This window comes from Paraburkholderia tropica, assembly GCF_014171495.1.
GTDB classification, from domain to species: domain Bacteria; phylum Pseudomonadota; class Gammaproteobacteria; order Burkholderiales; family Burkholderiaceae; genus Paraburkholderia; species Paraburkholderia tropica.
The window spans coordinates 878,884-898,432 of sequence record NZ_CP049135.1 but is presented as its reverse complement, the minus strand read 5'-3'; the positions used below and the strand labels follow the sequence as shown (position 1 = coordinate 898,432).

The 19,549-nt window shown below is 67.7% G+C and carries 14 protein-coding genes and 1 pseudogene; 8 read left to right on the top strand and 7 right to left on the bottom strand.

Going from position 1 to position 19,549, the window contains the following annotated elements; translation table 11 throughout:
• Nucleotides 1-9: 9 nt before the first annotated feature.
• Nucleotides 10-957, bottom strand: coding sequence for a phosphoribosyltransferase (locus G5S35_RS18815; protein ID WP_074986683.1), 948 nt, complete (start codon nt 955-957; stop codon nt 10-12).
• Between the two features lie 378 nt (nt 958-1,335).
• Between G5S35_RS18815 and G5S35_RS18810 the strand changes: the two genes are divergently transcribed.
• Both G5S35_RS18810 and G5S35_RS18805 read left to right on the top strand, forming a co-directional pair.
• Nucleotides 1,336-1,905, top strand: a complete 570-nt coding sequence (locus G5S35_RS18810) for a putative pterin-binding protein (RefSeq protein WP_183039454.1) — start codon at nt 1,336-1,338, stop codon at nt 1,903-1,905.
• 7 nt (nt 1,906-1,912) lie between these two features.
• On the top strand, nt 1,913-3,781 hold the full coding sequence (locus G5S35_RS18805; protein ID WP_183039402.1) for an ATP-binding response regulator: 1,869 nt from the start codon (nt 1,913-1,915) through the stop codon (nt 3,779-3,781).
• Here the strand turns inward: G5S35_RS18805 and G5S35_RS18800 are convergent.
• Nucleotides 3,778-4,632 carry a helix-turn-helix domain-containing protein gene (locus tag G5S35_RS18800; RefSeq protein ID WP_183039401.1) on the bottom strand — a complete coding sequence of 285 codons (855 nt, stop codon included), beginning with the start codon at nt 4,630-4,632 and terminating at the stop codon, nt 3,778-3,780. The genes G5S35_RS18805 and G5S35_RS18800 overlap by 4 nt on opposite strands.
• Nucleotides 4,633-5,098: 466 nt before the next feature.
• On the opposite strand from G5S35_RS18800, the pseudogene G5S35_RS18795 reads away from it, so the two are divergent.
• Nucleotides 5,099-5,704, top strand: a pseudogene (locus tag G5S35_RS18795) (C39 family peptidase); the annotation flags it as partial.
• Nucleotides 5,705-5,784: 80 nt separating this feature from the next.
• On the opposite strand, the gene G5S35_RS18790 reads toward G5S35_RS18795, so the two are convergent.
• Both G5S35_RS18790 and G5S35_RS18785 read right to left on the bottom strand, forming a co-directional pair.
• Entirely contained in the window at nt 5,785-6,741 is a 957-nt protein-coding gene (locus tag G5S35_RS18790; RefSeq protein WP_080180686.1) for a LysR family transcriptional regulator, read from the bottom strand.
• A 307-nt stretch (nt 6,742-7,048) separates the two neighbouring features.
• Nucleotides 7,049-8,101 carry an NAD(P)-dependent alcohol dehydrogenase gene (locus tag G5S35_RS18785; RefSeq protein ID WP_065059463.1) on the bottom strand — a complete coding sequence of 351 codons (1,053 nt, stop codon included), beginning with the start codon at nt 8,099-8,101 and terminating at the stop codon, nt 7,049-7,051.
• Nucleotides 8,102-8,497: 396 nt separating this feature from the next.
• Between G5S35_RS18785 and G5S35_RS18780 the strand changes: the two genes are divergently transcribed.
• The 4 genes from G5S35_RS18780 to G5S35_RS18765 all read left to right on the top strand — a co-directional run bounded on the left by G5S35_RS18780 (nt 8,498) and on the right by G5S35_RS18765 (nt 14,045).
• Complete coding sequence (locus tag G5S35_RS18780) at nt 8,498-9,400, top strand: AraC family transcriptional regulator (RefSeq protein WP_234775109.1); 903 nt, start codon at nt 8,498-8,500, stop codon at nt 9,398-9,400.
• Between the two features lie 91 nt (nt 9,401-9,491).
• Nucleotides 9,492-10,436 carry a 2-hydroxyacid dehydrogenase gene (locus tag G5S35_RS18775; protein ID WP_183039400.1) on the top strand — a complete coding sequence of 315 codons (945 nt, stop codon included), beginning with the start codon at nt 9,492-9,494 and terminating at the stop codon, nt 10,434-10,436.
• Between the two features lie 475 nt (nt 10,437-10,911).
• Entirely contained in the window at nt 10,912-11,763 is an 852-nt protein-coding gene (locus tag G5S35_RS18770; RefSeq protein WP_237181448.1) for a hypothetical protein, read from the top strand.
• Between the two features lie 251 nt (nt 11,764-12,014).
• Nucleotides 12,015-14,045 carry an EAL domain-containing protein gene (locus tag G5S35_RS18765; protein WP_074986680.1) on the top strand — a complete coding sequence of 677 codons (2,031 nt, stop codon included), beginning with the start codon at nt 12,015-12,017 and terminating at the stop codon, nt 14,043-14,045.
• A 20-nt stretch (nt 14,046-14,065) separates the two neighbouring features.
• On the opposite strand, the gene G5S35_RS18760 is transcribed toward G5S35_RS18765, so the two are convergent.
• The 3 genes from G5S35_RS18760 to G5S35_RS18750 form a co-directional block, all read right to left on the bottom strand.
• Complete coding sequence (locus G5S35_RS18760) at nt 14,066-15,373, bottom strand: MFS transporter (RefSeq protein ID WP_183039399.1); 1,308 nt, start codon at nt 15,371-15,373, stop codon at nt 14,066-14,068.
• A gap of 134 nt (nt 15,374-15,507) precedes the next feature.
• The gene (locus tag G5S35_RS18755; protein WP_183039398.1) at nt 15,508-16,704 is read right to left on the bottom strand and encodes a CaiB/BaiF CoA transferase family protein; all 1,197 of its coding nucleotides are present in this window, start codon (nt 16,702-16,704) and stop codon (nt 15,508-15,510) included.
• Nucleotides 16,705-16,714: 10 nt separating this feature from the next.
• On the bottom strand, nt 16,715-18,478 hold the full coding sequence (locus tag G5S35_RS18750) for an acyl-CoA dehydrogenase family protein (RefSeq protein WP_183039397.1): 1,764 nt from the start codon (nt 18,476-18,478) through the stop codon (nt 16,715-16,717).
• 148 nt (nt 18,479-18,626) lie between these two features.
• On the opposite strand from G5S35_RS18750, the gene G5S35_RS18745 reads away from it, so the two are divergent.
• Nucleotides 18,627-19,538 (top strand): LysR family transcriptional regulator, encoded by a 912-nt coding sequence (locus G5S35_RS18745; protein WP_074986677.1) that lies wholly within the window; start codon nt 18,627-18,629, stop codon nt 19,536-19,538.
• Nucleotides 19,539-19,549 lie beyond the last annotated feature (11 nt).

Genomic DNA, 19,549 nt, shown 5'->3' with positions numbered 1-19,549 from the left:
GCGGCGCGCTCAACCCCAGGCCGAGGCGCCGATCAGCGTGCCGCTGCGCGCCTGGGCGTTCCACCAGATCACGCGCAGCAGCGGCGCGCGCTGGGCGATGAAGATCGCCTGCACCGGATCGCTCTCGATGAAATGCGTGACGCCGCAGCGCACGGCGGCCGCGGCCTTGTGCGTGGCCGCGCCTTGCACCGACTCGTCGTGCTCGCCGGGCGCGCGCATCACCAGTTCCAGATGGCCGAAGCCGTGGCGATCGAGCCACGCCTGAGTGCGCTCGCGGTCGAGTTCGGGGCGCCCCGTGATGATCGCGCGCGCGTGCTTGAGGTCGATGTCGGGAATGCGCTCGAACGGCACCAGCGCGTCGCGTTCGGCGAGCGCGCCGTCGAGGTCTTCGTCGTAGCGCGCGAGTGGTATGTCGGGCAGCAGGATGCCGTCGAGGTCGATCGCGTAGACCGCGTATTCGTGGTCGTCGGCCATGCGCGAGCCTTCGCTTGCGCCCTCGCGCACCCAGTCGGCGCGATAGCGGTCGGTGTAGGCCTGGCGCTCCCACGGGAACAGCGCGAAATAGCCGCTTGCGTCGATCGAATAGTCGGGGCGCAGGCGCGAGAGGTCGTCGTACGCGCCGGTGAGCGTGCGCACCTGCAGGCCGTGCTCGCGCAGGAACGCGATGCAGTCGACGAGCGTATGGCCGCGTCCGGCGATGTCCTCGCAGACCAGCACTTTCGCGCCCGGCTCGGGCATCGGCAGCGTGGAATCCCAGCGCACCTCGCGCGTTTCGCGCGTGTAGCGCAGGAACGCGACGCCCGCGCCGGTTGCATGCGAAACCATCAGCGCGAGCGGCGCGCCGCCGCGCAGGATGCCCACGACACAGGCGAAATTTTCCTCGACGAGAAGCGGTTGCAGCGATTCGACCCACTGGTCGAGCTGTTCGTAGGTGAGCGGAACGACGGGTTTGTTCATTTGGGCAAAGCGGCGCTTGAAGCGGCAGGTGAGGCGGCGCGTTGCAGACCGTTGCGGACCGCTGCGGCTTGTTGCGGTCCGTAGCGCTCCGTTGCGGGGAAGCTTGCGCGCACATAGGCGCAAAAGCGTGCAAGCCGTCCGAACGCGCCGTCTATTGTCGGGTCAATGTTTGACGATATTATGCCTATGCTTGCCGGCCTATGCAGACCGGCGGCGCGCGCCAGCGCACCACACGACCAGATGACGATTCGATGCGCCAGGGGGCCCGAGCAGATGCAGTATCCCGATGACCGGCCGGCTGTCCGGCACGATGCGGCGCAAGACGCGCCGCACGGCGAGTTCCAGGGCACGCCGCACGCTGTGCCGTCCACGCGGTTCATGCACCCCGCGCAGCCCGCCAGTCCCGCGCGCCGGCGTTTCACCGGCGCGCTCGCCTCGGCCTTCACGGCTGCGCTGGCCGCCGGCGCGCTGCCGGCGCGAACCGCGTTCGCGGCGTCCGCTGCGTCCACTGCGACCGGCGGCGGGCTGAAGCTCGACGTGAACGGCCAGGTGCGCGTCACCAACAACGCCACGCACGACGCCTATCATTTCAGCGAGCAGCAGTTGCTCGCGCTGCCCACGCACGCGATCTCCACGTCGACGACCTGGACGCCGCGTTCGACCTTCACCGGCCCGCTGCTCGCCGACGTGCTGAAAACCGTCGGCGCTTACGGCAGCCAGATCGAGATCCACACGATCGACGACTACACCTGCGTCGTGCCGGTCGCCGACGCGCGCCGTTACGGCGTGGTGCTGGCCTATGCGATGAACGGCAAGCGCCTGAAGGTGAGCGACTTCGGCCCGCTGTTCCTGATCTATCCGCGCGACCAGTTTCCGCTCGAACTCGACGGCGCGGCCGGCGACGCCAAGTTCGCCTGGCAGATCGTGTCGATGACCATCAAGCCTTGACACCGCCATGCAACGCCCGCTGCGCCGCTTCCTGCACGTACTGATCTGGGTCGTCGCGCTCGCGCCGCCGCTCGCCGCGGTCGGCTATCTGCTCTACGCGAACCTGCTCAATCCGCAGGTGGTGCAGCGCCTCACCGGCAACTACGACGGCCTGTACTGGGACGCCGCGCAGATGCAGCTCGCCTATTCGCGTTTCGAGAGCCAGTTGCTGATCTACGCCGACGGCATCGACCGCGACATCGACAAGGTGCGGCTGCGCTACGAAGTCCTGCAATCGAAGCTCAACGTGATGAAGGGCTCGACGCGCTCGCTCGTCGCCACGCCTTCGCTGATGAAGCGCCAGGCAGAGGACCTCGACGCGATCGATGCGACCATTGCGCCGTTCGACGCCGAAATCGCCATGCTGTCCGAGCGTCCCGAGCGCGCGGTGCCGATGCTCGAAGCGCTCGACGCGCGCTGGAGCGCCGTGACCGATCTCGCGCTGAACCGCCGCTTCGCCGACGTGACCGAACGCGAGGCGATCCGCCGCGACTTCATCGCCAAGCGCCGCGAACTGTTCGCGGCGGGCCTCGTGCTGCTGGTGCTGTCGGCCGCCGCCGCCGCGCTGCTCGTCATGAACGGCTACCGGCGCACGCGCCTGATCCGGCAGCAGCACGCCGCGCTCGAAGCCGAGCACCAGGCGACCCGCGCCGCGCGCGAGGCGAGCATGGCCAAGGACGCGTTCCTCGGCATGATCAGCCACGAGTTGCGCACGCCGCTGCATGCGATCGTCTCGTCGATCGAACTGCTCGGCTTCCACTCGCATTCGGAATCGGACCGCAAGGTGATCGGGCGGCTCGAAACCGCCGCGCGCCAGCTCGAAGCGCAGATGAAGGACCTCACCGACTACGCGCGGCTCGGCGCGGGCAAGCTCGAACTGCGTCCGGAGGAGTTCGATCCGCGCGAACTGCTGCAATCGATCGTCGACGAAAACGAGCAGGCCGCGCGCGCCCGCGGGCTGGCGTTCGCGCACGCGTGGCACGGCGCGCACCGCTGCGTGCTGGCCGATCCGCACCGCATCCGCCAGATCGCCAACAACCTCGTGACCAACGCGATCCGCTATACCGAGCGCGGCTCGGTGAGCATCGAATTCGCGCTCAGCGGTCCGGCGCCGGGCGTGCTGCCGCGCGCCTCGACCGCGCCCGCGCAGACGCTCGCGATCAAGGTCAGCGACACCGGGCCGGGCGTGGCGGCGGCGCAGATTCCGCTGATCTTCAAGGAGTTCACGCAGCTCGACACGTCGCGCTCGCGGCGCTACGAGGGCGCGGGCATGGGGCTCGCGATCGTGCGCGGGCTGGTGGAGCTGTTCGGCGGGCATATCGACACCGATAGCCGCGTGGGCGAGGGCACGACCTTCACGGTGACGATTCCGGTCGCCGCCATCGAAGCGCCCGAGGCCGGTCCCGAGGCGACGCCGATCCAGGCGCTGTGGGCGCCGCCACAGGTGATGGTGGTGGACGACAACCCGCTGGTGCGCGAGTCGCTCTGCGAAATGGTGACGCACATGGGCTACGCGACGCGCGCGGCGGCCGACACCGACAGCGCGCTGGCGCTGCTCGCCGAGTCGCCCTGCGACGTGGTGCTGCTCGATCTGCACATGCCGGGCCGCGACGGTTACGCATTTCTCGCCGGCCTGGAGGCGCGCAAGGGCGGGCGGCGGGCGGTGTCGCCGCGCGTGATCGCTGTGAGCGCCGACGTCGCCGCGCTGGCGAGCATGGCTGTCGAAGGCGAGAACCGCTTTTTCGCGGCGCTCGCCAAGCCCTTGCATTACGAAGTGCTGCGCGCGGCGCTGCAGCGGGCGCTCAGCGCGCCGCGCGAGGCGCGCATGCCGGGCTAGGCGCGGTTCAGACGCTTGCCGAGATCGGCGACGAGGATCGCCATGCGCGCCGGTTTTTCGTAGCAGGCCACGTTGTAGTGGCGCACCACCTGGCTGATTTCCGATTCGCTCGCCTTGCCCGTCAGCAGTTCGCCGGTGAGCACGAAAATGGGTGCTTCGGGGTTTTCGGAGGCGCGCACCTCGCGGATCGCGTCGGCGGCGGTCTGGTTGCCGAACAGCCAGTCGATCACCACGCCGTCGAACACGTGCTGCTCCAGCGCCTCGCCGAACGCCGCGAGGCCGTAGAGCGCGTGGGCCGTGTAGCCGCTGTGCTCCAGATAGTCGCGCAGGTTGTCGGCGGAAGCCTGATCGTCGTCGACGACGGCGATCAGCGGCTTGTCCGCTTCGGCGCGGCGCGGATAAATCTCGATCTTGTGCACGTCGCGCGCGTTCTGGTAGAGCGCGCCGTCGGGGCGCACCACGCGCCATTGGCCCTGCTTTTCATAGGCGACGAAGTCCGGGCGGCTGCCCGGCTCCACGGGCGCGCCGATCCACGCCGTGCATGGCAGTTCCGCCGCGCTCACGCACAGCAGCGCTTCCTGGGCGCTCGCGCCGACCATGCCCGGATCGAGCAACTGGCCGCCGAACAACTGGCCCGCCGGTTCGCCGAATGCTTCAGCCACCTTCTTGATTTGCGCGAGCGTCCACGGACTGTTGCCGCGCAGCTTGCGGTGCCCCTGGGAAAAGCTCAGATCGAGAATCCGGCATAGCTCGGTCGTTTGCTGACGTTTACCAATGCCGTGACGGCTCATCAGCTCGCGTACGCGCTCAGCGACCGTGGCCGAATCGGTTGAGTGTGCAACGTTCGACATACGGCGATAAAAAAGGGGGTGATCGAAGGAGGTGGTTTGTTATCGTGTGCCAGGGGCATGACGGCCAGAACATCGACGGGCCGTCAGGCGGGCGCACAATATTCTAAACGCATCATTTAACAAATGGCTCATCGTTTTTGTATACAAATGTTGGCCATCGCAGGGACGACGTAAGCCCGGGGTCATGCGCCGACGCGGGCGCCTCTGCGACAATGGGTGTTTTACGCGAAATCGGCAGGCCGGGCCGCTTGCGTGGCCGCCTGCCTCGATCAACGAGCCGGAGCGAGCCTGTATGGACGAAAGACGTGTGAACGCCGGCGTGACCGGCGCAGCGAACGAAGTCGTGACGCGCGACGGGCAGCCCGATGCGCGGGCCGATTCAAAGCACCAGACGAAAGACCAGACGAAAGACCAGACGAAAGACCAGACGAAAGAAGCGCGGCGCGAAGCCGCACGCGGCGCCGTGCTGCGCCATCATGGTGTGCCGTATTACAGCCAGTGGGGCAGTCCGGAGTGGGTGGCGCGCATCGTCGAGGACGACGCCGATCCCTGCGACGATCCGGCATGGCGCGCGAGCGGTTTCGCGCAGCCGGGCGACTACCGCTTCTGGGCGAAGCGCCTGTGCGGCCTGACCTGTTTCGAATCGGCGCTGGATTACTGGGGCATCGCCCACGCGCCACGCGCGGCGATGCTCGACGAGGCGCTGCGCCACGGCTGTTATCGCCTGCGCGAAGACGGCGGCGTGGACGGCCTGATCTACCGTCCGTTCGCCGAGTGGGCCGAGTCGGCCTACGGCGTGCGCGTCGAGGTTATGACTGACGAAGGCATCGAGGCGAGCGCCGCGCGGCTCGGACCGGACACGCTCGCGATCGTCTCCGTGAGCCCCGAGATCCGCTATCCCGAGCGCGACAACGCCCAGCAGGGCGGCCATCTGATTCTCGTGCACGGCCGCGACGACGACGGCGTCTGGTTCCACAATCCCTCGGGCGTCGCGCCGTATCAGGCCGACGCCTGGCTGCCGTACTCGACCGTCACGCGCTTTCACGCGCGGCGCGGCATGGCGCTCACGCGCGCGGCGTGCAGCACTGACACCCAAACGCACGCGGCGGCACATCGCGCCGCGCGCGCGGGCGAACCCATCGAACCGGCGCATCAAGCCGGCTGCAATCCCTCCAGCAATTGACGCACGCGCGACAGATCGCGATTGAGCGCGCCCGCGTCCTCGAACAGCTCGGCGAGCCAGTCGACGAACACGCGCACGCGCGACGAAAGCTGACGCGACTTCACGAACGCCACCGACACCGGCGTGGGCAGCGGCTTCCACTGCGGCAGCACCTCCACGAGCGTGCCGTTGTCGAGATACGGCTGGGCCGCGAGCAGCGGCGGCTGGATCAGCCCATAGCCCTGCAACCCGCAGGTCAGGTAGGCGAATTCGTCGGAAACATGCACGAAGCCGTCCACCTTCACCTTGGTCGGGCTGCCGTCGACCTCGAAGTCGAACTCGTACGGACGCCCCGTCAGCGGCGACAGAAAATTCACGACGGGATGCTGCGCGAGATCGTCGAGCGTGGCGGGCGCGCCGCGCCGTTCGAGATACGCGGGACTCGCGCAGGTGACGTGTTCCAGCAGGCCGAGACGGCGCGCGGCGAGACCCGAATCGGGCATTTCGCCGAGCTGGATACTGCAATCCACGCCTTCGCCGACGAGGTCCACGTTGCGCAGACTCACGCCGATCACGAGGTCGATCTGCGGATAGCGCGCGTGGAATTCATTGAGCGCGGGCAGCACGATCGCGTTGGCGATCAGCCCCGGCATTTCCACGCGCAGGCGTCCGCCGATGGCGCCGGGCGTCTGGCGCACGCTCGCTTCGGCCTCGTCGATGTCGGCGAGAATCTGCGAGGCGCGTTCGTAGTAGGCCGCGCCTTCGGGCGTCAGCGAAAGGCGGCGCGTGGTGCGGACGAGCAGTTGCGTGCCGAGCAGCGCTTCGAGGCTCTGCATCAGCGTGGTGGCGCTGGCGCGCGGCATATCGAGCGATTGCGCGGCTTTGGTGAAGCTGTTGGTATCGACGATGCGGACGAACGTGCGCATCGCCTGGATGCGGTCGATCACGGGCGAGCTCCTGATGGGTCGGGTACGGCTTGAGCGAATTCCGCGGGGCTGCTGCAAATAGGTGAGCGGCGCGCCCTGGTCGCCACAGTCGTGCGGCCAAAGGCGTCGCGAAGCCGGCGTCTCGCGGATCAGACGCGCGGCGGTTGCAGGACGATTCCGGTTTGTCGGCGTAAAACTGCGCCGGCTCGAATGCGGTGCCGCAGGTGCGGCCAGGTGCTGCGTGAGGCGCGAAAGCCTCGATGCGGAAGGGCTGGCGGGCCGTCCGAACGGACGGCCCGGCGGGGCAAGGCGTAACGTCTATGCGCGCTTACTTGCGCAGCGAATCGAGGTCGATCACGAAGCGGTACTTCACGTCGCTCTTGAGCATGCGCTCGTAGGCGTCGTTGATGTCCTGCATGTTGATCATTTCGATATCGGACGTAATGCCGTGCTGACCGCAGAAGTCCAGCATTTCCTGGGTTTCAGCGATGCCGCCGATCAGCGAGCCCGCAAGACGGCGGCGCTTGAAGATCAGGTTGAACACTTGCGGCGACGGGTGATCGTGCTCGGGCGCGCCCACCAGCGTGAGCGTGCCGTCGCGCTTGAGCAGTTCGATGAACGGATTCAGGTCGTGCTGCGCGGCGACCGTGTTCACGATCAGGTCGAAGCTGTTCAGATGCGCCTTCATCTGCTCCGGGTCCTTCGAGATCACGACTTCGTCGGCGCCGAGGCGCTTGCCGTCTTCGATCTTCGAGGGCGAGGTGGTGAACAGCACCACGTGCGCGCCCATCGCATGGGCGAGCTTCACGCCCATGTGGCCGAGGCCGCCGAGACCGACGATGCCGACCTTCTTGCCAGGACCGGCGCCCCACGTGCGCAGCGGCGAGTAGGTGGTGATGCCCGCGCACAGCAGCGGCGCGGCGGCGGCGGCGTCGAGGTTCTCCGGCACGCGCAGCACGAAGGCTTCGTCGACCACGAGTTGCGTCGAGTAGCCGCCGTAGGTGACTTCGCCGCTCACGCGGTCGTTGCCGTTATAGGTGCCGACAAAGCCGTTTTCGCAATACTGTTCGAGGCCTTCGCCGCAGCTCGCGCAGGTGCGGCACGAGTCGACGAGACAGCCTACGCCCACGAGCTGGCCTGCCTTGAACTTCGTGACGCCCGTGCCCACTTCGGCGACGCGGCCCACGATTTCGTGGCCCGGCACCACCGGGAACATCGTGTTGCGCCATTCGTTGCGCGCCTGGTGCAGATCGGAGTGGCACACGCCGCAGTACAGCACGTCGATGCGCACGTCGAGTTCGCGCAGGTCGCGGCGCTGGAATTCGAACGGGGCGAGCGGCGAACCGGCGTCCTGTGCGGCGTATCCGTAGGTCTGGTACATAGTGAGGTGGCTCCTGAGACTGAGTGGCTAGGCAGGCGCAAACGCCAAAGCGCAACGCTCATGGCGTCACGCTCGGGGGTGTTGCGGCAGGGTTCCCATCGTAAGGATCGCGCCCCACCCAGGGAATACCTGAATCTATCGAAGACTTGCCTGATTCTCCTGGCGATCCACGCGCGTGCGCATTCGGTGATAGATTGGCAAGCCTGATTCTCTTTCCGTCCCGATGAATTTTGGGGCGCAACTGCCATGAAAACAGCACAAATCGAGCCCGTCGCGCCGGACGGCGCGGCGACCGCGCCGGTCGTGCCGGTCATTTCGACGCCGCTGGTCTCGCGCGCGAGCGCCGCGCCCGTGGTGCACGCCGACGACGCCACGCAGCGCCGCGTGGTCGAGCTGATGATGCAGCTCACGCAGCGAGACGGCGCGCATCAGACGCCGCTCGACGGCGTGCGCCTGTTTCGCGGCAGCCAGAGCCATCCGCGCCAGCCGGTCATGTACGAGCCGAGCATTTTCATCGTTTGCCAGGGCCGCAAGCGCGGCTTTCTCGGCGATCAGGTGTTCATCTACGACGCGCAGCAATATCTCGTGCTCTCGGTGCCGCTGCCGTTCGAATGCGAGACCGAAGCCTCGCCCGAGAAGCCGATTCTCGCGATCTCGGTGCGCGTCGATCTGACGATGGTCGCCGAGCTGCTGATGGCGCTCAACGACACGCGCGGCAGCGCCGTCTCCGAGCCGGCGGGCATCTATGCCACGCCGCTCGACGCACCGCTGTCGAACGCCGTGCTGCGTCTGCTCGAAGCGCTCGCGCAGCCCGCGGACGCGCGCATTCTCGGGCCGTCGATCGTGCGCGAGATCTGCTATCGCGTGCTCACGGGCGAGCAGGGCGACGCGATTCGCGCGGCGCTCACGCATCAGCAGCATTTCGGCCGCATCGCCAAGGCGCTGCGCCGCATTCACACCGACTATCGCGGCGACCTCGACGTGGTGACGCTCGCCGCCGAGGCGGGCATGAGCCTCGCGGTGTTTCATGCGCACTTCAAGGCGGTGACGTCCACCTCGCCGATGCAATACGTGAAGACCACGCGCCTGCATCACGCGCGTCTCCTGATTACGCACGACGGCATGAACGTGAGCGCGGCAGCCGTGCGCGTGGGCTATGAAAGCGCCTCGCAGTTCAGCCGCGAATTCAAGCGCCTGTTCGGCTGCACGCCCGCCGACGAAATGCGTCGCGCGCGCGTGGCCGCCGAAGCGGTCGCGCCGCGCGTGGAAGTGGTGCAACGGTACGTGTCGGCGCTTTGATGCCGGAAATTGATTCGGATATCGAATGATCTGAAACTGCCGCACAAAAACGTAGCGTAATTAACCTGACGTAACGAACCCCAAGGTCGATATGAACGCCGTCTCGAAGCCGCGCCTGCTCGTGCTGATCCCGCTCACCGACACCGACCGCGCCACGCTCGCCGCGCACTTCGAGGTGCTGTACGCGCCCGATGCGCCGCAGCGCGAACACACGCTCGCGCGCGAGGGCGCCACGGTGCGCGCGGTGCTCACGAACGGCACCACGGGACTGACGGCGGACGAGATCGACGCGATGCCCCAGCTCGAATTCGCGGCGGCGCTGGGCGCGGGTTACGAGAACCTCGCACTCGATCACGCGCGCGCTCGCGGCATCGCGTTGAGCAATGGCGCGGGCGTGAACGCCGATTGCGTCGCCGACCACGCGATCGCGCTGCTGCTCGCCGCGTTGCGCGCGATTCCGCAATTCGACGCCGCCTGCCGCGCAGGCGTCTGGCGCGACGCGCTGCCGATGCGGCCCACGCTCACGGGGCGCAAGCTCGGCATCCTCGGCTATGGGCATATCGGCGCGAAGATCGCGAAGCGTGCCGCGGGTTTCGACATGCCGGTCGGTTATCACAGCCGCTCGCCGCGCGACGGCGTGAGCGCGCGCTATTTCGATTCGACGCTGGCGCTCGCGCAATGGAGCGACTGCCTCGTGGTCGCGACGCCGGGCGGCGCGTCGACCGAACATCTGGTCGATCGCGCGGTGCTCGACGCGCTGGGGCCGCAAGGTTTTCTCGTCAACGTGTCGCGCGGCAGCGTGGTCGATACGGCCGCGCTCGCCGCGGCATTGCGCGAAGGCCGTCTCGCGGGCGCGGGCCTCGACGTCTACGAAGGCGAGCCCGAGCCGCCGCAGGCGCTGATCGCGCTCGACAACATCGTGCTCACGCCGCACACGGCCGGCACGTCGCCCGACGTGCGCGCGGCCACCGTGCGCAATTTCATCGATAACGCCACGCGCCATTTCGCGGGCGAGGCGCTCGTGACGCCGCTCTGATCCCGCCTTCGCCTTTGCCTTCGCCTTCGCTGGGTTGAACCGCGTCGCCGATGCGCGGCATCGTGCGCCTGTGCATGTGCACCGCATAAAGTCGCGTGCGCGCTGCGCCGGGCGTTCCGGTGCTTGACTGAGCGCATGGCCGTCCGCCCCATCGGGCGACATACTCCGACTTGTTTTTTCGCCTTTTCCGTCATACTGGCTCGGCATCGCGTCGCCCTTGCGCGTCGCGAGTCGAAGCGGGCGCAGACGATCCCGGGCAACGCGCGTTTCACGATCTTCCGTCTATGCGGGCCGTTGCAGCCGTGGTTCGACCGTAGCCGGACGCTGCCCGATGCGCTTGCGGCGGGCTGAACGCCACGAGCCGCGCGGGACACCGCAGCGGCATGACGCAGGTAGCGACACGAAGGACAAGAAGGACAAGAAGGACACGAAGCGCCGCGCAACGGCCGCGGCGCACGACTCTGGGGGACGACAGATGAAACGCAGCACGTTATTCGAGGCGCGGCGGCGCTCGGCGGCGCTCGGCCCGACCTTGGCGATGACCCTGGCGATGACGCTCGCGGCCGCGCAGGCTTCGATGCCGGCATACGCGCAAAGCCCGCCGAGCAACACCGCCGACGACGCCAACAAGAGCAACAACCCGCTGAACCTCGCCGCATCGCTCAATGTGCAGAACATGTTCGCGCCGTCGCTCTACGGCTCGAGCGCCGTGACGAACGATCTGCTGCTGCGCGGCACGCTGCCGATCGGGCCGAATGGCCTCGTGCCGGTGCCGCAGATCCTCCGGCTGACCGCGCCGGTCAGCACGCGGCCCGATCCGTCCGGCGGCTACAACACCGGTCTCGGCGATATCAACCTGTTCGACATCTTTCTCGTCAGCCAGGGCGCGACGCAGATCGGCATCGGTCCGCTCGTCACCGCGCCCACGGCCACCGATCCCACGCTCGGCACCGGCAAGTGGCAGGCGGGGCTCGCGGCGGTGGTCGTGAACGCGTCGCGCGCGCGGCTCGTCGGTGCGCTGGTGCAGTGGCAACATTCGTTCGCCGGGCAAAGCGGACGGCCCACGGTGCAGTCGCTCACGGCGCAGCCCTTCGGCATCTTCAATCTGCCGGGCGGCTGGTACATCCGCTCGACCGGCATCTGGACGTTCGATCTTCAGCACGGCGCCTGGTACATTCCCGTGGGCCTCGGCGGCGGCAAGGCGTGGAAGGCGGGCGGCACGATCTACAACGTGTTCGTCGAACCGCAATATTCCGTCGCGCATGCGGGGGCGGGCGTGCCGAAATGGCAGATCTTCGCCGGTCTGAACATGACCTTCGGAAAGTAGGCGAGCGCGGCGCACGGCGCCCCGCGCGATGTGGCGCGCAACGCCGGAATTTGCGTCATGCTCCGCCAAACTCGCGGCGGAAAACGCCATCGGCGGTGCGCTCGCGCCACGTGCTATGTACGGCAGGCCACGGCCGGCCGGCGATGCATGCCTTATGATTCAGCCTGGAGCGGTAACTTTCTTCGCTCGCCGCTTTGCGCGCCGCGCGGAGGGCCGACTTCCCGGCAGGGATCCAACAGGCAGAAGGGCGCATGCAAACTTTGATCGAGGCGTTGCGGAAATCAGCCGTCCTCGTGGTGAACCGCTTCTACGAGGAGCTGGCGCGCTTGCCCAAGTCCCGGCGCATCCTCGAAATGCTGTCGGCGGAAGAACTCGCGCACCTCAAGGACCGGCAGATCCAGAATCTGCTCGCACTCGCCGATCCCGGCCTGAGCTCGAAGGAGCACGCCGCGATGGCGATGCGCATCGGCCGCATTCATGCCGTCGTCGGGCTCGACAAGGAAGAGCTCGTGCGCAGCCGCGGCATTCTCCAGGAACTGCTCTACAAGCTGATTGGCCGCGATGTGGGCGGCCAGGCGCTGTCGCTCTACGCGCGCCGCCTCACCAGCGACACGGCCTGGCAGCTCAAGGCCTATCAGGCCGTCGAGGATTCGCAGCAGGACGTGCTTCAGCGCATCACGCGCATCGTCTGGGAGGCGGGCAGCTATACGCATTTCATCGATCAGCTCGTGAGTGTGCTCGGCGGCCACGACGAGGTGACCGCCTGCACGATCGGGCGGCCCGACGAAGCGGGCATTTTCCATTTCGAAGCGGGCGCGGGCGGCAGCGGCGAAGGCGGGCTGGTGGCCGTGCTGACCGCGCACGGCCACGAGATCAGCGTGCGCGCCGATCATCCGGACGGGCAGGGCGCGGTGGGGCGCGCCTGGCGCAGCGGCCACGCCGAGCGCGTGGTCAACTATCAGACCGATCCGCTCGTCGAGCGCTGGCGCGACGTGGCCGCGCGCGAGGGCCTGCGCTCGTCGGTGGCGATTCCGATCGCCGCGCCGGGGCATGCGCCGATCGCCATCGTCATGCTGTTCAGCGCGTATCCGGGCGGTTTCGTCGGACCGGACCAGGTCGCTTTCATCGAATTGCTGCAGACGCTGCTCAGCTGCGTCGCCTCGCGGTTGCAGACCCACGACGGCCTGCATGGCGGCGCGGTGCCGGTCAGCGTGCGCCAGCATTGGGCCGCGCTCGTGCGCACCGGCGCGCTGGAGATGCATTACCAGCCGCTCCTCACGCTCGCCAACGGCCAGGTGAGCAAGGTCGAGGCGCTCGCGCGCCTGCGCGACGGCGAGCGTCTGCTCACGCCCGACGAGTTCCTCTTCGCGCTGTCGTCCGACGATTTGCTCGCACTGTTCGCGCGCGGTCTCGGCCAGGCGCTCGACGATCGCGCGCGCTGGCTCGCGGCCGGTCACGATCTGGAGATTTCGGTCAATCTGCCGCCCGCCGCGCTCAACGATCTGCGTTATTTCGACGCGGCGCGCGAGGCGCTGGAAACGCACGCGTGCCCGAGCCGGCGGCTCACGCTAGAAGTTCTGGAGAACGAATCGATTTCGCTGAGCCACGGACAGCGCGCGATTCTCGGCAAGTTTCGCGCGCTCGGCGTGCTGCTCGCGCAGGACGATCTGGGCTCGGGCCATAGCGGCCTCGCGCGGTTGCGCGAATTGCCGTTCGACTGGATCAAGATCGACCGCGAAATCGCGCATATCGCCGGCGATGCGGCGCTCGACGCGCTGCGCGTGGTGTATCAGATCACGCGCCTCGGCCATTCGCTCGGCAAGCTCGTGCTGGCCGAAGGCGTCGATTCCGCCGATCTGCTCAAGGCGCTCGCGCTGCTCGGCGTGGATGGCGCGCAAGGCTACGAGATCGCGCGGCCGATGCCCGCCGACGAACTGCTCGGCTGGATCGGCGGCGCGGCGCGCGTGTCCGTCGCGCCGGTCGGCGAAAGCGTGCTCACGCGACTCGCGCGCTTCGTGGTGTGGGAGGAGCGCGCGTTCATTCTCGCCACGCTGCCCGAGGCGGCGCGCGGCCTGCTCGATTCGGACGACGCCGCCGCGCGCACGGCGCTCGCCGATGCGCTCATCAGCTTCGGCGACATCTTGCCGGCAGGCGCGGAGCGCGACGCCTTGCAGCGCGACATGCTGCACGCGGTCGTGAAGGGCGGGCGGCACAGCGAGGCGTGGCAGGCGGCGCTCGCGCGCCTCATGCGCGCGATTTCGGCGGCGCCGCTGGCGGCGTGACGGCCGTCACCATCGCGCGCTTATTCCGGCAGCGCGATGGCCACGTCGGCGGGCGCGGACGACGGTTGCCGACGCTGCAGCACCGCGATGCACACGAGCGACACCGCCGCGAGCGCGCTGTAGAACAGCGCGAGCGGCCACCATTGGCCAGGATAGGCGTGCGCGAGCACGGTGCCGACGAGCGGCGTGAGTCCGCCCGCGAGCGCCGCGCAGCACTGGTAGGAAATCGAAATGGCCGAGTAGCGCGTGCGCACCGGAAACGCGTTCGTCATGAAGCCCGCCATCACCGCATACGAACTCGACATGCACATCACGGCAATCGCAATGCCGATCACGATCGCCACCGGCTTGCCCGTGGCAACCAGCACGAACATCGGATAAGGCGAGAGCATCGCCAGCGCGGCGGCGCGCGTGAGAAAACGCCCCGCGCCCACGCGCTGCGCGAACCACGCCGACGCCAGTTGCGTGAAGAACTGGATGAACGCGACCACGAACAGGCAATCGAGAATCAGCGTGCGGTCGAGGCCGAGCGTCTGCGTCGTGTAATTGAGCATGAAGGTGTTGACGAACCACGCGCCCGCCACGCCGATCACGTTCGCGCCGAGACACAGCAGCACGCCGCGCCAGCTGTCGCGAAGCACTTCGACGATCGGCATGGCCGCGGTGCGCGCCTGCTGTTTCAGCGCTTCGAATTCCGGCGATTCGCTCACGCCCGAGCGGATCAGCAAACCCACCACGAGCAGCACGGCGCTCGCGAGAAACGGCAGACGCCAGCCCCACGCGAACAGCGCCGCGTGATCGAGATGCGCGACGCTGCGAAACGCGAGCAGTGCGAGAATGAGACCGGCGGGACTGCCGAGCTGCGCGAACGACGCGAGAAATGTGCGCTTGTCCTTCGGCGCATGCTCGCCCGCCATCAGCACCGCGCCGCCCCATTCGCCGCCGATCGCGATGCCTTGCGCGATGCGCAGCGCGACCAGCAAGGCCGGCGCGAGTGCGCCCGCGCTTTCGTAAGTCGGCAGAAAACCGATGCCCACGGTGCCGACGCCCATGATCGCGAGCGTGGCGACGAGCGCCTTCTTGCGGCCGATGCGGTCGCCCAGATGTCCGAACACGAGCCCGCCGAAGGGCCGCGCGAAAAAGCCCACGGCGAAGGTGCCGAACGAGGCGAGCGTGCTGTAGAACGGATCGTGTGCGGGAAAGAACAGCTTGCCGAAGATCAGCGCGGCGGCGGTGGCGTAAATATAAAAGTCGTACCACTCGATGGTGGTGCCGACGAAGGCGGCTAGCGAAGCGCGCGCGGGTTGGCGCGCGGGAAGGCTCGTCATGTCTCTCTCCAGTTCCATTAGTCGGGTTGCGCCGGCTTGGGCCGGTCTTGATCCGTATCGGTTGCGCTTTTTACGCCTGTTTTACGACTGTTTTACGCCTGTTTTACGCGTGTTTTGTGCGCGTGATGCGATGGTTACGAGCCCTTCACCACGCCCGCCTCGAACAGCTTGCGCTGCGTGTCGACGTCGATGCCGAGCGCGTCGAGCACCGCGCGCGTGTCGCCGCCGAGCGCGGGCGGCGGCGTGCGATAGGTCGCGGGCGTGCGCGAGAGCTTCACGGGCGCGCCGGTGCCGCGATAGCCCGGCATCTCCACCAGCATCTGCCGATGCAGCGTATGCGGATGCGCCGCCACCGCATCGACGGTCTGCACCGGCCCGCACGGCACGCCCGCCTGAATCAGATCGCGCGCGAGCGGCGCGCAATCGTGCTGCGCGAGCCGCGCTTCGAGCGCCGCTTTCAACTCGGGACGATGCGCGCAGCGGCTGCGGTTGTCGGCGAAACGCGGATCGTCGGCGAGATCGGGCACGCCCAGATGCGCGCACAGTTTCGCGAACTGACGGTCGTTGCCGACGGCGAGAAAGATCGGCGCACCGGCAGTGGCGTAGCTGTCGTAAGGCGCGATGTTCGGATGCGCGTTGCCGCTGCGTTGCGGCGTGCGTCCGTTGCCGAACCAGTTCGGCAGATGCGGATGCAGCAGCGACACGCCGCAGTCGTACAGCGCGATATCGACCGATTGCCCGTGGCTGCTTTTTTCGCGTTCCGCGAGCGCGAGCAGAATGCCCGCAAGCGCGTTCAGGCCCGTTACCATGTCGACGATCGGCAGGCCGATGCGCAGCGCCGGGCCGTCGCTTTCGCCGTTCACGCTCATGAGTCCGGCCATCGCCTGGATCACGGCGTCGTAGCCGGGCAGGCCGCCGAGCGGACCGTCGGGGCCGAAACCGGAGATCGCGCAATGAATCAGGCGCGGAAAGCGCGGCTGAAGATCGCGCGCGTAATCCATGCCCCAGCGCGCGAGCGTGCCGGGCTTGAAATTTTCGACCAGCACGTCCGCGCCTTCGAGCAGTTGCCAGAGAATCGCACGCCCTTCCTCGCGCGACAGATCGACGGCGATGCCTTGCTTGTTGCGATTCACGCCCACGTAGTACGACGCCGTGTCGCCGACGAACGGCGGCCCCCAGCCGCGCGTTTCATCGCCATCGGGCGGTTCGAGTTTGATGACGTCGGCGCCGTGATCGGCCAGCGCCTGGGTGCAGTACGGGCCGCCCAGCACGCGGCTCAGATCGATCACGCGCAAACCGTGCAGCGCGCCTTTCACGTTGAGAGTCGTCATGACGTTCGCCTCACTGCGCGGGCAGCAGTTGCATTGCGTCCGCGAGCGGCAGCGGCTGTTCGTCGACGAGCGCGCGAAGTTGCGTGGGGTGCGCGTCGCGGTCGTCGAGCGCGAGCGGATCGCGCGGCAGCAGCTTGTGTTGCACGATCAGATGCGCGAGCGCGAGACGGCGATAATCCTGCGCGCCGCCGCGCGAGATCTGCACCGCCTCGCAGGCCATGAAGGCCGCCGCGGTGGCGTGATAGAGCGCGCTCGCGGCTTGACGCACCGACTCGTCGCGGCCGCATTCGGCCACGCTCTCCAGCGCCGCCGCCGCGCGCTCGAACGCTGCGCGCAACAGCGACGCGCTGGCTTCGGGCAAACCGGCTTCGGCGAGTTCGGCGCGCACGTGGCGGCCCAGCGCATCGAGCGCGCCTTCGCGTTTCGCCGCGCGCGCGACGTCGAGCGCCACGATGTTGCTCGTGCCTTCCCAGATCGAGCCCAGATGCGCGTCGCGCACGAGCCGCGCGTCGCTCCATTCCTCGATATAGCCCACGCCGCCGCGCACTTCCATCGCGTCGCCGGTGACGCGGCGCGCGTCGCGGCAGGCGCGGAACTTGATGAGCGGCGTGAGGATGCGCACGCATTTCGCGGCGAGTTCGTCGCCTTGATCGGCGCGCGGCAGCAGCGTGGCGATGCGCATGAAGAGCGTGCGGGCCTGCTCGGCGGGCAGCATCATCTTGAGCAGTTGACGCTGCATCAGCGGCATGTCGATGAGCTTGCGCCCGAACGCTTCGCGATGGCGCGCGACGTGCAGCGCTTCGGTGAGCGCGCGGCGCATGAGACCGGCGGCGCGCACGCCGTTCGACAGCCGCGACATGTTGATCATGTCGGCCATCTGATGAAAGCCGCGTCCGACTTCGCCGATCAGGTAGGCCTGCGCGCCGTCGAGCACGATCTCGCCGCTGGCCATCGAACGGCTGCCGAGTTTGTCCTTGAGGCGCACGATGCGATACGTGTTGCGCGTGCCGTCGGGCAGCGTTTTCGGCAGCAGAAACAGCGCGAGGCCTTTGATGCCGGCCGGCGCGCCGTCGACGCGCGCGAGCACCATCGCAAGATCGGCGTCGGCGTTCGAGCAGAACCATTTGTCGCCGTAGAGGCGCCAGCTTTGCGTGCCGTTCGCGTTCGCGTCCGGTTCCGGCACGGCGCGCGTGGCGATGCGCGCGACGTCGGAACCGGCGGCCTGCTCGGTCATGAACATCGCGCCTTGAAACAGCGTGTCGAAATCCTGCGAGGCGAGCATCGGCAGATAGCGCGCGACCAGGTCGGGCGTGCCGAATTTGCGCAGCGTGCGCGTGAGCGAATCGGTCATGCTCACGGGGCAGCACAGGCCGAACTCCGCCTGCACGAACAGGTACGTGAGCGCGTATTTCACGAGCGGCGCGGGCGCGTGCTCGCGATGGCTCATCGCCGCGAGACCGAGTTCGGCATACGCCACGCGTTCGAGCGCGACGTAGTCGGGATGCTTGTCGATGTGCTGGATCGCCTCGCCGCGCCGTGTGCGATGCTGCAGCGTGGGCGGATGGTGATCGGCGGAGAGCGCGAGCGTGTCGAGTTCGTCGGAGGCGCGCTGGCCGAGCGTGGCGAGTTGCGATTCGATGGTCGCGAAAGCCGTGTCGCCGAGATAGCTGCGCAGGAGCGGGGCCAGACCGGGGTCGCTGCTGAAGAAGTTGATGCCGCGGCTGTCGGGAATGTTGGACGCGCCGCTGGCTTGCGCGGCGGGGGATTCGCTCATCGATGTCTCCTGTCTGTTCTTCGGACGTGCGCCTGGCGCCGTAGTGAGTCCAGAATAGGAGCGGCAACGATAACCGTCCAATACAAACGATGTCCTGTACGATAAGCGCCATCTATCGATAACACGGGCAAGCGGAGGAGACACCGCGATGGAACTCAAGCAATTGCGCTATTTCGTGGCTGTGGCCGAAGAGCTGCATTTCGGCCGCGCCGCGCGGCGGCTCTTTATTTCGCAGCCCGCGCTGAGCTTCGACATCCGCAAGTTCGAGGAGCAACTGGGCGTGCAACTGCTCGAACGCAGCAACAAGGCGGTCGCGCTGACCAACGCGGGTTTCGTGCTGCTCGAAGAGGCGCGCCGTCTGCTCGAACAGGCCGACGAAGTGCGCCGCATCGCCGAGCGTTCCGCGCACGGGCTGGCGGGGCGGCTGCGTATCGGCTTCGTCAATTCGATGCTGTATCGCGGCTTGCCCGAGGCGGTGCGGCGTTTCGAGGCCGATCATCCGGCCGTGGAGGTCGTGCTGCGCGAGATGAACACCATCGAACAGGTGCACGCGTTGCAGCGTTTGCAGATCGATCTGGGCTTCGCGCATTGGGGGCGCTTTCCGGCCGAGGTGCAGTCGCAGACGCTGTTTTCCGAGCCGTTTCTGTGTTGTTTGCCTGCGGGCCACCGGCTCGCGAAGCGGCGGCGTATCGACCTTGCCGCGCTCGCGCGCGAGCCGTTCATTCTGTTTCCGCGTTCGGTGTCGCCGCATTATCACGATCAGATCATCGCGACGTGCGTGGAGGCGGGCTTCAGTCCGCAGATCCGCCACGAAGCGCGGCTCTGGCAGACCGTGGTGACGATGGTCGAGTTCGGCATGGGCATCGCGCTCGTGCCCGCCGCGTTGGGGAAAATGGGCGGCGAGCGCGCGGTGTTTCGTCCGTTGTCGAGCAATCCGTATGAATCGCAGGTGCTCAAGCTCGCGCGGGCGGGCGAGACGAACGGGATCGTGGCGGGGTTCGCGGGGTATCTGGGCGGCGAGGCGGGAGAGAAAGCGGGAGAAAAAGCGGGCGCGATCTGAGCGGACCGCGC

Coding starts and splice junctions, on each gene's coding strand:
- G5S35_RS18785 (WP_065059463.1), bottom strand. CDS start 8,101: ATGTACCAGACCTACGGATACGCCGCACAGGACGCCGGTTCGCCGCTC.
- G5S35_RS18760 (WP_183039399.1), bottom strand. CDS start 15,373: ATGACGAGCCTTCCCGCGCGCCAACCCGCGCGCGCTTCGCTAGCCGCC.
- G5S35_RS18775 (WP_183039400.1), top strand. CDS start 9,492: ATGAACGCCGTCTCGAAGCCGCGCCTGCTCGTGCTGATCCCGCTCACC.
- G5S35_RS18810 (WP_183039454.1), top strand. CDS start 1,336: ATGCACCCCGCGCAGCCCGCCAGTCCCGCGCGCCGGCGTTTCACCGGC.
- G5S35_RS18755 (WP_183039398.1), bottom strand. CDS start 16,704: ATGACGACTCTCAACGTGAAAGGCGCGCTGCACGGTTTGCGCGTGATC.
- G5S35_RS18805 (WP_183039402.1), top strand. CDS start 1,913: ATGCAACGCCCGCTGCGCCGCTTCCTGCACGTACTGATCTGGGTCGTC.
- G5S35_RS18800 (WP_183039401.1), bottom strand. CDS start 4,632: ATGTCGAACGTTGCACACTCAACCGATTCGGCCACGGTCGCTGAGCGC.
- G5S35_RS18815 (WP_074986683.1), bottom strand. CDS start 957: ATGAACAAACCCGTCGTTCCGCTCACCTACGAACAGCTCGACCAGTGG.
- G5S35_RS18770 (WP_237181448.1), top strand. CDS start 10,912: ATGAAACGCAGCACGTTATTCGAGGCGCGGCGGCGCTCGGCGGCGCTC.
- G5S35_RS18765 (WP_074986680.1), top strand. CDS start 12,015: ATGCAAACTTTGATCGAGGCGTTGCGGAAATCAGCCGTCCTCGTGGTG.
- G5S35_RS18750 (WP_183039397.1), bottom strand. CDS start 18,478: ATGAGCGAATCCCCCGCCGCGCAAGCCAGCGGCGCGTCCAACATTCCC.
- G5S35_RS18780 (WP_234775109.1), top strand. CDS start 8,498: ATGATGCAGCTCACGCAGCGAGACGGCGCGCATCAGACGCCGCTCGAC.
- G5S35_RS18745 (WP_074986677.1), top strand. CDS start 18,627: ATGGAACTCAAGCAATTGCGCTATTTCGTGGCTGTGGCCGAAGAGCTG.